The following is a 13,044-nucleotide window of genomic DNA, read 5'->3' as shown; positions in this document are numbered from 1 at the left end:
GCAATGTCATGTATCGTGCATTTATTTTTTACAGAACAACTGTTATTTTTTCTTTTTACCTGCTGGTTTTGCTTCTGGCTTTGTTGCCGGTTTTGTTTCTGTTTTTGGTTTTTCAGCGGCAGCTTCATTTGTGCTATTTCTTTCTTTTGATTGTGAAAAAAGTTCAGCGTTTTCAAACCATTGATTGCCTAATACAGTTCCGTCCGGTTTAAGAAAACCCCATTTTCCTTCATTTTTCACTCTTGCCAGACCATCGATAAATCCTTTGTCTTGTTGTACAAACAAGGCAATCACGAATCCGTTTGAAGTGATAGCATATTGGGTTGGTATTACCAGTTTTCCTGTTTCATTGATGAATCCCCAATTCTTTTCTTTTACAGGAGCCAGTCCGTTTGTACTGAAAACTTCTGCATCACTGTACGTTGGCGGAATAACAAATTCTGCTTTCGGATTGATATAGCCCCATTTAGATCCAACACAAACCGGAGCTAAATTTTTTGAAAATGCTTTTGCTTTATCATATATAGGCAAAATGGTCCAGTTTCCTTTTAAGTCAATAAATCCAATTTTTCCGTTCTTTTTAGCATAAGTCAAATCCTGGGTTTCAAAGTCCCAGATTTTTTCGGCACCATCTACCGCAATAAAGTTTCCGGCACTTACAATTCCAAAATTTTTATCTTTTCTTGCCCAGGCAGTGTTTTTAAAATAATTGCCTATTTCATCGTATGCGGGTTCTACTAATTCTTTACCGGCAGTATTAATGATTCCCCATTTTTTGTTTAGTTCCACTCTTGCAAAACCATTTTCAAAAGGTTTGATCTGATCGTATTTTGGTTCTAAGACAACAGTCATTTTTGGATTGATTAATCCAACTTTCGTATTTTGTCTGATAAAGGCAACACCATTATTAAAATCAAATAATTTATCAGAAAAGGGGGCTTTCAGGATTTCGCCTTTGGTATCAATATAAACCCAGTCTTTCTCTTTTTGTACAATTGCAATTCCGCTGTTAAAATCTTTGGCATTATTAAAAGTTGCCGGAATGACCCAGGTTCCTTTAGTATCGATAAATCCCCATTTTCCATTGTCTTCTACAGCGGCTAATCCTTCAGAAAAGCTTTTGGCAGATTTGTACTGAGGCTCGATTTTAAAGTTTCCGTCTTTGGAAATATATCCAATTTTAGCGTTTTTTTTAACCAAAGCCAGTTCCTGACTATTAACAAATTGAATAAATAATACGAATAAAAAAAGAAGTGGTTTTTTCATGATTTTTAAGTTTCAATATTAATAATGTGAAAAAAAGTATTAACTGTTAATCAGGTAATCTTTTACTTTTTGAACAAACGGATACATTACCTGATCTTCTTTAAATACAGGAATTATGTTTCTGATATCATCGTACCATTTTTTAGTAACCGATGAAATTTGGTCTTTTTGTCCTAAATAGTCAATTGCCTGAACGATTGTAATCATTTCGATTGCTAAAACTTCAAAAGAATTCTCGATTACTTTTGAGGTAATAACTGCTGCGTTGGTTCCCATACTTACAATGTCCTGATTGTCATTGTTGTTCGGGATACTGTGAACGTACATTGGGTTGGATAACATTTGGCTTTCGGCAGTTGTTGAGGTGGCAGTAAATTGAACGCCCTGCATTCCGAAATTAAATCCTAATGTTCCTAAGTTTACAAATGGAGGAAGGATTTCGTTGATTTTTGAATTCAGTAAATAATTCAGCTGACGTTCTGCCAACATCGTTAGTTTGGTAATCACAATTTTTAGTTTATCCATTTCAAGCGAAATATAATCGCCGTGGAAGTTTCCTCCGTGGTAAACGTGTTTGTTTTTTACATCTATAATAGGATTGTCGTTTGCGGAATTAAATTCGTCTTCCAGAATAGACGCCACATTATTGATCGTTTCTAAAACCGGACCTAAAATTTGAGGTACACAACGTAATGAATAATATTCCTGAACTTTTTCCTTGAAAATTTCTTCGGTGTTTTCTCCGGAATATAAATGGTCTTCTCTTTTACGGATCAAAGTACTGTCAGAAAGATTTTGTCTCATTCTGGCAGCTACTTCCTGTTGTCCTTTATGGCGTTTGGTTTGGTTTAATTCTTCAGAAAAATGATCGTCATAAGCCTGAACCAATTCGTTAATGGCACAAGAACATTTTAGGGACCAGTCTAATAATTTATTAGCGTGGTGTACATTTACAACTCCAATTCCGGTCATTACAGATGTACCGTTTATTAAAGCCAGACCTTCTCTTATTTCGACCTGAATAGGTTTTAAGCCTTCAATCTCAAAAACTTCAGAAGTTGGTCTTCTGTCTCCTTTATAAAAAACCTCGCCTTCGCCAATCAAAACTAAGGCTAAATGGGATAATTGTACTAAATCTCCGCTGGCACCAACACCACCGTGTTCGAAAATAAGAGGGGTGATATCTTTATTGATAAGCTCAGCCATTAAGTGAATTACAGAAGGATGTACTCCGGAGTTACCTAATGAAAGGGTATTTAATCGGGCCAAAATTGCTGCTTTTGCACAAACCGGGCTTAAAGGTTTTCCGGTTCCAGAAGAGTGGCTTCGGATTAAATTATATTGTAACTGAATCTGGTCGGACTCTTTAATTCTATATTGAGCCATTGGCCCAAAACCGGTATTTACGCCATATATAACCTTGTTTCCGGAAAATTCTTTCAGGAAATTAAAGCTTTCGTTTACTCGGTTTAAAACTACATCACTGATTGCAACTTTATTATTTCCGAAAATAATTGATTCAAATTCGGCTAAACTTAAATATTCATTAATTGTATTCATTAAACTGGTTTTGATTGTGCTAATTTAATTTTATTTATCAAAATAAATGTAGTTATTTTGATGATGGCAAATGTAGGTTAATAATTGATAATATTTTTAATATGATAAAGGAGTTTGTTGATGTTTTAGTGATTGGTGCAGGACCTTCAGGATGTGTCTCAGCATCGTATCTTCATAAAAACAATGTTAAGATAAAAGTTGTAGAAAAAACAAAATTTCCAAGACTGGTGGTTGGCGAAAGTCTTATACCTCGGGTAATGGACCATTTTGCTGAGGCTGAGCTTTTTGAAAGTCTTGATGCAATGAATTTTGAAAAAAAATTAGGTGCTCGTTTTATAAGGGGAGAAGAGATTTGTGTGTTTGATTTCAGCAAAAAATTTGGTGAAGGCTGGGACTGGACCTGGCAGGTACCAAGAGCTGATTTTGACCATACAATGGCGCAGGAGGTTATTAGAAAGGGTATTGACCTGGAATTTGAGTCAGAAGTACTGGAAGTTTCTTTTGAAGGGAAAAAATCGAAGACAATCGTAAAAGATAAGGACGGAAATTTAAAAGAAATCCACGCTAATTTCATTATCGATTCCAGCGGATACGGTCGTGTTTTACCAAGACTTTTAGATTTGGATACGCCATCAAAACTAGATCCGCATTCTTCAATATTTACACACGTAAAAGATATTAACAGAACAGAAGGTGAGGAAGGAACCCAGATTTCATTTGATATTCTGGAAACCGAAGTCTGGTTATGGGTGATTCCGTTCTCTAACGGAAATACAAGTTTAGGTGTTGTGGGCCCAACAGATTTTATCAATTCGCTTTCTGAAAATAAAGACAATGCCGAGGCTTTGCGAAACGCTATTCAGCTATCAGATTATTATATTAAGAGATTTAAAGGAACTGAGTTTTTATTTGAACCGGTAAAATTAGAGAATTACTCCAGAGCCGTAAAAAGAATGTATGGGGATGGTTTTGCCTTAACCGGAAACAGTTCGGAGTTTTTAGATCCTGTTTTTTCATCAGGAGTAGCCTTTGCGACCGAATCAGGAATGCTGGCAGCAAAATTATACCTGAAAGAATCGCAAGGAATAAAAGTAGACTGGGAAGTTGAATTTACCGAATACATGAAACGAGGCATTGCTGTTTTTACTACTTACGTAAAAGAATGGTACACCGGAAACCTGCAAACCTTATTTTTTCACCAGCCTGAAAATCCGGAAGTAAAAGAAAAAATATGTTCGGTTCTGGCAGGTTATGTCTGGAATGAAGAAAATCCTTTCGTAAAAAAGCACGATCATGTGATCAAGAATATGGCGTATTTATTGAATATGCAGAAGGAAGAAAAAGAAAATCAGAGTTCTTAATCAGCTATAGAGCGCTGGCGCGAGCATCTTGCCCGTGAACGCAATCTAAATCTAATGTAAGCTGAATAAAAAACATAGTCACGAGCGGGACGCTCGCGCTAGCGACAATTAACAAACAAAAAAGCGCAATATCTTTTATGATTTTGCGCTTTTTTTTAAACTATCTTCTTCTAAAGAATATTATTTTTCTTTTAGCATTTTTTCTAAAAATTCATTCTTCTCTTTTTCAACCTGAACTAAACGCTCGTAAAGTTCCACAACTTTATCAAGAGGATTAAAGTTGCAGGTTGTATTGTTATTTCCAAAGAAGTTATTAGGACTATCGTTGAAAGTATTGAAATAATTAATCATATTTTCTTCTGAAAAGTTTTCAATTGCTTCTACTGTAACTCCAAGCGCTTTTGCTATTTCTACAAGCTTTTTATTGTCAATTTCCTCGCTTCCTTCGATGCTGGAAACGGTTTGTTGACTTACTCCAATAGCTTCTGCAAGTATTTCTTGTTTAATACCGCGCAGTTCTCTGATACGGCTTATATTTCTGCCAATATGTTTGGGTTTGGTTGCTGTACTCATACTTCAAAGGTATTTAAAATTCTTTAGAATAGGTATTGGTAAAAAACAAATGTTTTGGTAGAATACTATTTATAGGCTTTTTTTAGGATCAGTTTCGAAAGTGATTTTGCTGTTTTGGCATATCCTTCTCCAATTCGGGATTCGTTACTGTAATTATTTCCCCATTGATCTCCCGGAGCTTCTTCACTTGTAATCTCTAATAAAACATTTGATCTGTTTGCCGTTTCAACAAATTTTAAATTGGTAGTAACTTTTGCAGGCTGTTTCATGATACCGGCATCCCAGCCCGGATAAACCCAAACCGTTTGTACAATTAAAGTATAAGGAGTAGTTAAGCTTTCCTGAAAGTTTATATTTTTTTTCTCTTTAGCAAGAACAACATTTGCTATTTCTAAAAATTTCGGGGTCCAGATTGATTCTTTTGCAGAAACCCATTTCTTTTGCCAGATGTTTCCGTTTCCTTTTGTTTTTTCATTTAATTCGGCAGTTCTTTCTTCTACATATTGCGCTTCCGATTTTTTTTCTTTCATCATAGTAAAATTACTATAATCAAATTCAGTGTTAATTTCAGTTTGGTCTTTTAAAAAGTCAAAGTTACCCTTTACGACCTTCATGTCCTGTGCAAAAGCAATTCCGGAAATAAGGAATAATGCAAAAATTAGTTTTTTCATTTTTTTTAATGTTGGTTAATTAGTTAAATATTTCGCGACCAAATGTAAGTGAAATTCTGTAAGAAAAAACAAATTATGAAAATGTTTCTTTGACGATAAGCATTTTAAAATTATATAAACCAAAAAAGAGGATACCAAATGGCATCCTCTTTCTTTCTTCAAAAAATATATAGTAAAAAATTATACTACCAGAATTTAACGTATAAAGCCACGATAATCAATAATGTAATTACGATTAAAACCGTAGTTTGTGGTTTTACTTTAAACATTTCAGCATCTATTTCAAATGCTTTAGGATTGATTTTTGGTCCGGCAAAACTCATTGCCACCATTACCAGTGTGGTAAACAGGAATGATAATCCCATACAAATATGAAACGGAATTTCAAAAGCTCCTTTTCCGTTAGGATAAGCAGTGTATAACAAGGTTTCGTTTCCAAATAGCATTGGAGCATATTCGTTGAATAGTACAGATAATACAAATCCTAAAATCACACCCACAATGGCAGCAGCTCCGGTAGTTCTTTTCCAGAACATACCCAGAACGAACATGGCGAAAACTCCCGGGCTGATAAATCCGGTGTATTTTTGGATATAGGTAAATCCACCCACTCCGCCAATTCCTAAAATATCATTCCATGTAAACAACACCGCTAAAAGCATGGCAGCAAAAACGGCAATTCTACCAATGTTTACCTGTTGTTTTTCGCCAGCTTCTTTCTGGATGTATTTTTTATGAATATCCAAAGTATAGATAGTCGAGATACTGTTTACTTTTCCGGCCAATGAAGCTACAATTGCAGCAGTTAAGGCTGCTACCGAAAGTCCTTTTAAACCCGTTGGCAGGAACGTCAATACTGCTGAGTAAGCTCCGTCTTTTCCTCCAACCAATTGTGGTAAATGTCCGTTTTGGTATAATACATAAGCCGCAATACCAGGTAGCATCACAATTACAGGCATTAATAATTTTAGCATACCGGCAAATAAAATACCTGTACGGGCAGTTTGCAGGTCAGCACCTAAAGCTCTTTGTGTGATGTATTGGTTACAACCCCAATAGTTTAAGTTGATGATCCAGATACCGGCAAGGTAAGACATCAAACCAGGGAAAGTTAAATATTTATCGATATCCAGTTGAGAAGATGTTGCAGTTGGTTTTGGGATAATCATTTTGAAATGTTCTGGCGCTTCTTTCATTAAAACTTTAAATCCGGCAATAGCATTTTCGCCAACACCAAAATATTGTCCAACAGTTGTAAGGGCAATGTATGAAGTTACCAAACCTCCAATGATCAAAACCGCTACCTGAATAACGTCTGTGTATGCTACTACTTTCATACCTCCTAAAGAGATAAATAATGCAAATACAGCCAGACCAATCATAATTACATGAAGATATTCTCCTCCGGCTAAACCATTAATAGCAACAGCTCCCAGATATAAAATGGAAGTTAAGTTTACAAAAACATATAAAAACAACCAGAAAACCGCCATAATCAACGCAGTCGATTCGTTATAACGTGTTTTTAAAAATTGAGGCATGGTGTAAATCTTGTTTTTAAGGTACACCGGAATAAACCAAACGGCTACGATAATCAAAGCAATAGCGGCGATCCATTCGTAAGCTGCAACGGCAATTCCTAAAAAGAAACCTTCGCCACTCATACCAATAAATTGTTCAGCCGATATGTTTGAGGCGATAAGAGAAGCTCCAATTGCCCACCATGTTAAGTTTCCTTCAGCCAAAAAATAAGCTTTAGCATCTTGTTCGTCCTGTTTACGTTTGCGATAAACGGTATAACCGTAGACAGAGACTACGATGAAGTAAATAATAAAAACCGCATAATCTGCGAAAGCGAGGTTCTGGTTCATTGTTAGTAGTGTTTTAAAAATTAGTATAGGTGATTGTTTGTTTAATATGGTTTTTTAAAAAGTGATTTAGAAAATAATCTAAACTATGTTTTTATGGTTAATGTTGGTTTAAAATAAGATATGTGTTTTTATTCTGTTATTTTTTTATGAAAATAAGAACGAAAGTCAAAAGTAAAATAAATAATTATAAATACACCACTAACAAATGTGTTTTTTACATTTATAAAAATATTTATTGTGTTAAATTTAAAAATGACCTTCTTAAAAGCTGCTATCCCATACTTGTTTTATTTCAATTTGTAATGGATATCCGATTGTTGTCTTAAAATTTCGGCACTTTTTTCAGCCGTAATATCCCTTTGTGCTTCTCCTAGCATTTCGTAACCCACCATAAATTTTTTAACAGTAGCAGATCGCAATAATGGCGGATAAAAATGCATGTGAAAATGCCATTCCGGATGCTCTAACCCGTCTGTTGGCGCCTGATGAATTCCTGATGAATACGGAAAAGAAGTGCTGAATAAATTATCGTACTTTATGGTTAACTGTTTTAAAATTTTTGCAAAAGCAGTAGTTTCTTCAGCAGTAAAATCAGTAATCTTATTAAACGCTCTTTTGCTGATAATCATAGTCTCGTAAGGCCAGATTGCCCAGAAAGGAACTAAAGCGACAAAGTGATCGTTCTCGATTACAATACGGTCACCCGTTCTTAATTCGGCTTGAAGATAATCCTGTAGCAGTGTCCTGTTGTTTTTGTCAAAATAGTATTTCAGGCTGTTTTGTGTTTTTTCAACCTGAGTAGGTAAGGATGACTGTGCCCAGATTTGCCCGTGCGGATGCGGATTACTACATCCCATAACGCTTCCTTTATTCTCAAAAATCTGAACGTGATTGATGTATTTTATTTTTCCTAAATCCGTGTATTCTTTTTGCCAGGTTTTAATGATGGTTTCAATTCCGTCAACTTCCATTTCCGGTAATGTAAGATCATGTCTTGGAGAAAAACAAACCACTCTGGAAATTCCCTGTTCAGGCTCGGCCTTAAAGAAAGTATGTTTGATATCTTCTTCAAAAATAATTTCGTCCTGCTTCATGGCAGCAAAATCATTTTCAAATACAAAACTACTGTTGTAAGCAGGATTGTTTGCACCATTTGCACGTACATTTCCCGGACATAAATAGCAGGTCGGGTCGTGTTTTGGTAAAGTTTCAGTTGTAATGGTTTCGTTTTGTCCTTGCCATGGGCGTTTTGCACGATGAGGTGATACTAAAACCCATTCATTAATTAGAGGGTTAAAACGTCTGTGAGGATCTTCGTTAATGTCAAAATTTTTCATTTTAGTCTTTGTGGTATTAAAGTAATGTTGTTCCGTTTGAGATTTTTACATCATAATATTTTAATTCAATCCCAAATGTATTTAAATAAAGATTTGAAAACTTACTTTTTACCTCATTTTCATGTCCTTTTTTAATTAAATTTATGGTGCAACCTCCAAAACCACCACCCATTAACCGTGAACCAATGATCGAATCGTCTGTTTTTGCTGTATTTACAAGCATATCCAGCTCCTCGCAACTTACTTCATATTCTTCTGATAAGCCATAGTGCGTTTCAAAAAGCAATTGTCCTAAAAGTTCGATATTCCCGTTATCTAAAGCCTCACATGCTTTTATAACCCTGTTTATTTCTTTTATTACAAAATGAACCCTTTTAAAAACCACCGGGGTAAATTGATCCTGAATGCTTAAAAGACGTTCTTCAGAACAATCCCTGAAGCTTTTTACTTCGGGAAAATGAGCTGCAATAATGGCTAAGCCCTGCTCGCACTCAATTCGGCGCGTATTATATTCAGATGTAAAAAGGGAATGTTTTACATTACTGTCAAATAAAACCAACGAATAATCTTTAAAATCTGCATTGTGGTATTCAAAATCCAGTGTATTGCAATCTAATTTTATTACCTTATTTTCAAGCCCGTGCACACTTGAAAACTGATCCATGATACCACAATTGATACCTACCCAGTGTTCTGCTTTTTGACCTAATAAAGCCATATCCACCTTCTCAATCTTTAAATTAAAAAGTGCTGCAATGCCAAAAATCATCCCGCATTCTAAGGCTGCCGAAGAAGATAATCCGGAACCAACCGGAATATTACTGCTAAAAACACAATTAAAACCTTCAAACAAAAATCCGTTATCCTGCAATTGCTTGATAACGCCACGAACGTAATTCGTCCAGACAATATCGCTTAATTTAATTTCTTCAGTCAAATCAGCTTCAAACTCTTCATTTAAATCAAGGGCAATTATCCTTGATTTTTTTGTGTTGTTTTTTTCGAATGCAAAACAAATTACCTTGTCAATTGCTGCCGGTAAAACATAACCGTCATTATAATCAATATGCTCTCCGATAATATTAATCCTTCCAGGAGAAAGTACTACTTTTTGAGGGGCTGATCCAAAAGATTTTTCGAAAAAAGAAGTGGTATTTTGTATTAAAATGTCATTCATTAGGATAGAGTTGAAAGGGTAATAAGTTGTTTTTTTTGAATTGTTTTTGAAACGAAATATTAGTTTATATTTTCAAACTTATAAATGGTTTCCTGATAATATTCATCGCCTTTTTTTAAAACCGAATCTGGAAAATGTTCGTGATTAGGCGCATCCGGGAAATTTTGTGTCTCAAAGCAAATTCCGCTTGACGGATGATAATCAACATCTCCTTTTCCTTTTAATATTCCAAAACAATTTCCGCCTACATAAATGTGAACGCTGGGCTGATTTGTGTAAACGCTCATTTGCAAATTGTTTTTGGAACTGAATAATTTCGCCACCGCATTTTGTGATGGTTCAGTTACAAAGGAGTTATCAATAGTTGCCGGACATTTTTTTGGCGTTCTGAAATCAAAATCATGATTAGAAAGTGCAGTAAATTTTCCGGTTGGAATATTCGCTGAGTCCGTTTCTAACATTTTTTCAGCCTCAATATACATGGTCTGATTTAAAACAGTGGCATGATGGCCATCCAGATTAAAATAACTATGATGGGTCAGGTTTATAATGGTATCTTCTGTAGACGTCGCTTTATAGACTAATTTTAATTCATTTTCTTCCGTCAAAGTATAGGTCAAATCAACCTGGAGTGCTCCGGGATAATTTTCGTCTAAATTTTCACTTAAAAGGCTAAAAGTTATCGACGGATTATTGCCGGAAGTAATATCAGTAACATTCCATGCTTTTTTGCCAAAACCTATATTTCCGCCATGTAAAGCATTCTCATTATTATTAATGTTGAGTTGGATTTTTTTATCATTCAAAGTAAAGCGGCCTTTATTGATTCTTCCGGCATAACGGCCCACTGTTGTCCCAAAGTAAGGAGCGCTTGGCAGGTTATAAGAGGCTAAATAAGAAGCTAAAGTATCAAAACCCAAAACAATATCGACAAGTTTACCATCTGAAACCGGAATTTGTAATGAAGTTACGGTTGCCCCATAATTGATAAGCTGGACCTTCATTCCGTTTTTATTTGATAACTCAAAAGAAAGAATTTCTTCATGATCCGGCGTCAAACCAAATGATTTAGAAGCAGAGGTGTCCTGAAAATGCGATATGTGTTTAATTTCCATGCTATTTTTACAAATAATGAAATCCAAAAATAGAAACAATCTTTATTTTTACATACCAGTACCTACCAGTTTTTGTATATTGCACCCAAAAATGTATTTTTTATGAATGTTATTTCGATCCATAATAATATTGGTTTGCCAAAATATAAGCAGATAATTCTTTCAATAGAAAAAGCGATTGAAGAAGAAAAATTGGTAAAAGGAGACAGGCTTCCGTCAGTAAATAAAGTCTGCCTGGCTTTTTCGCTGTCGAGGGACACCGTATTATTGGGGTACGACGAACTCAAAAAAAGAGGCATTATTTATGCTATTCCGGGTAAAGGATATTACGTTAAAAGCGTAGAAATCACTATAAAACAAAAGATTTTCCTATTGTTTGACGAATTAAATAGTTTTAAGGAGGACATTTATAATTCGTTTTTGCAACACATTGGAAAAAATGTTCAGGTCGATATTTTCTTTCATCATTTTAATCCGCAGGTTTTTCAAAAGCTAATCCATGACAGTAACGGAAATTATACCAAGTATATCATTATGCCTACCAACTTAAACGATGTAGCTAATTTTGTAAAAAACCTACCAGTAGGAGAAGTTATTATACTCGATCAGACCAATCCTGAGTTAAAAATATATCCCGCAATTTATCAAAACCATCAAAAAGATATTGTTGAAGGTTTGATTAAAGGCAAAGCCAGACTGAACAAATACAAAAAACTGATTTTGATTTTTCCGGGATTCCGGGAACCACTCGGAATGAAAATTGGTTTTGAAGCATTTTGTACAGAATATCATTTTGAGTATGAAATTATCACCGAATTCACTAACAGGGAAATCATTTCAGGTGATTTATATATTATACCCAACGATCGGGACCTGGTGCGTGTCATCGAAAATGCGAGAAATCAAAACCTGAAATTAGGAGCCGATTTTGGCATTATATCCTATAATGAAACGCCATTAAAAAAAATTGTTGCCAACGGCATCACTACAATTTCTACCCATTTTGAAATGATGGGAAAAATCCTGGCCAATATGGTGCTTAAAAACAGTAAAGAACAAATAGAAAATAAATCGTCTTTGATTATTCGAAATTCTTTATGATTGTTAAATGCGGTTTTTTCTTCAATTGTTGTTTATATCACAATTAAAATTGTTTTTGCTTATCAATACATTTGTTTTTTAATTAAAAAAATAAGGAAACAATTTTTTGTTTTTGTGAAATTATTTTACATACATTTGTAAATGTAAATTTTACACTTATTGTTTGGTTGGTTTTATTGATGCGTATACCTAGGAAGAAACGCATCAAAATTTTAAAACAAAACAATTTTTAATTCATCAAAATAAAAGAAAAAATGAAATTTTTTATAGATACAGCGAATTTAAAAGATATTAAAGAAGCCAATGATTTAGGTGTTTTGGATGGAGTAACCACAAACCCTTCGTTAATGGCAAAAGAAGGCATTACAGGAGCTCAGAATATTTTAGACCATTATGTAAAAATTTGTGAGTTGGTAGAAGGTGATGTAAGTGCTGAGGTAATCTCGACAGATTTTGAAGGTATGATTGCCGAAGGAGAAAAACTGGCCGCTTTACATCCGCAGATTGTGGTAAAAATCCCGATGATAAAAGAGGGGGTAAAAGCAATCAAATATTTTACAAATAAAGGAATCAGGACCAATTGTACACTGGTATTTTCTGTAGGTCAGGCATTGTTGGCGGCAAAAGCCGGAGCAACTTATGTGTCACCCTTTATTGGTCGTCTGGACGATGTTTCGACAGATGGACTGGTTTTAATCGAAGATATTAGATTGATTTACGACAATTATGGTTTCGAAACACAAATCCTGGCAGCCTCGGTTCGAAATGTAATGCACATTATTAATTGTGCCAAAATTGGATCTGATGTGATCACCGGGCCACTAAGCGCGATTGAAGGTTTACTCAGACACCCGTTAACAGATATTGGTTTAGCTACTTTCCTGGCGGACTATCAAAAAGGAAATAGTTAGATATTTTTGCCCGTGGACAGAATGGATTAAACCGGTTTACGCTGATTTTTTTAAAATTAAAAACCGTTAAAATGGTTTTAATTCGTGGACTCATCTCAAAG

The 13,044-nt window shown here is 34.9% G+C and carries 11 protein-coding genes; 3 read left to right on the top strand and 8 right to left on the bottom strand.

Annotated features, from left to right (window positions below):
• Positions 1-42: 42 nt before the first annotated feature.
• Both ACHRWY_RS09770 and hutH read right to left on the bottom strand, forming a co-directional pair.
• Entirely contained in the window at positions 43-1,266 is a 1,224-nt protein-coding gene (locus tag ACHRWY_RS09770; protein ID WP_395354179.1) for a WG repeat-containing protein, read from the bottom strand.
• Between the two features lie 39 nt (positions 1,267-1,305).
• A complete protein-coding gene (gene hutH / locus ACHRWY_RS09765; protein WP_395354178.1) occupies positions 1,306-2,826 on the bottom strand; it encodes a histidine ammonia-lyase in 1,521 nt (506 codons plus the stop codon).
• 101 nt (positions 2,827-2,927) lie between these two features.
• Between hutH and ACHRWY_RS09760 the strand changes: the two genes are divergently transcribed.
• Positions 2,928-4,187: an NAD(P)/FAD-dependent oxidoreductase gene (locus ACHRWY_RS09760; RefSeq protein ID WP_395354176.1), complete on the top strand. Its 1,260-nt coding sequence runs from the start codon at positions 2,928-2,930 to the stop codon at positions 4,185-4,187.
• 180 nt (positions 4,188-4,367) lie between these two features.
• Here ACHRWY_RS09760 and ACHRWY_RS09755 read toward each other — a convergent pair whose 3' ends face one another.
• The 6 genes from ACHRWY_RS09755 to ACHRWY_RS09730 form a co-directional block, all read right to left on the bottom strand.
• A complete protein-coding gene (locus ACHRWY_RS09755) occupies positions 4,368-4,760 on the bottom strand; it encodes a helix-turn-helix domain-containing protein (RefSeq protein ID WP_395354174.1) in 393 nt (130 codons plus the stop codon).
• Between the two features lie 65 nt (positions 4,761-4,825).
• Positions 4,826-5,431, bottom strand: a complete 606-nt coding sequence (locus tag ACHRWY_RS09750; protein ID WP_395354172.1) for a hypothetical protein — start codon at positions 5,429-5,431, stop codon at positions 4,826-4,828.
• Positions 5,432-5,616: 185 nt separating this feature from the next.
• Positions 5,617-7,302, bottom strand: coding sequence for a sodium/sugar symporter (locus tag ACHRWY_RS09745; RefSeq protein WP_395354171.1), 1,686 nt, complete (start codon positions 7,300-7,302; stop codon positions 5,617-5,619).
• A 287-nt stretch (positions 7,303-7,589) separates the two neighbouring features.
• Positions 7,590-8,639 carry a UDP-glucose--hexose-1-phosphate uridylyltransferase gene (locus ACHRWY_RS09740; RefSeq protein ID WP_395354169.1) on the bottom strand — a complete coding sequence of 350 codons (1,050 nt, stop codon included), beginning with the start codon at positions 8,637-8,639 and terminating at the stop codon, positions 7,590-7,592.
• 16 nt (positions 8,640-8,655) lie between these two features.
• On the bottom strand, positions 8,656-9,816 hold the full coding sequence (gene galK / locus ACHRWY_RS09735) for a galactokinase (protein WP_395354167.1): 1,161 nt from the start codon (positions 9,814-9,816) through the stop codon (positions 8,656-8,658).
• 59 nt (positions 9,817-9,875) lie between these two features.
• A complete protein-coding gene (locus tag ACHRWY_RS09730) occupies positions 9,876-10,931 on the bottom strand; it encodes an aldose epimerase family protein (RefSeq protein ID WP_395354165.1) in 1,056 nt (351 codons plus the stop codon).
• 102 nt (positions 10,932-11,033) lie between these two features.
• Here ACHRWY_RS09730 and ACHRWY_RS09725 point away from each other — a divergent pair, with 102 nt between their 5' ends.
• Entirely contained in the window at positions 11,034-12,032 is a 999-nt protein-coding gene (locus tag ACHRWY_RS09725; RefSeq protein WP_395354164.1) for a GntR family transcriptional regulator, read from the top strand.
• Positions 12,033-12,286: 254 nt separating this feature from the next.
• Positions 12,287-12,943, top strand: coding sequence for a fructose-6-phosphate aldolase (gene fsa / locus ACHRWY_RS09720; protein ID WP_395354163.1), 657 nt, complete (start codon positions 12,287-12,289; stop codon positions 12,941-12,943).
• Positions 12,944-13,044 lie beyond the last annotated feature (101 nt).

Origin of the sequence: Flavobacterium sp. FlaQc-48 (assembly GCF_044007335.1) — a bacterium.
Taxonomy (GTDB): Bacteria; Bacteroidota; Bacteroidia; order Flavobacteriales; family Flavobacteriaceae; genus Flavobacterium.
This window is presented reverse-complemented; position numbering and strand designations above follow the sequence as displayed.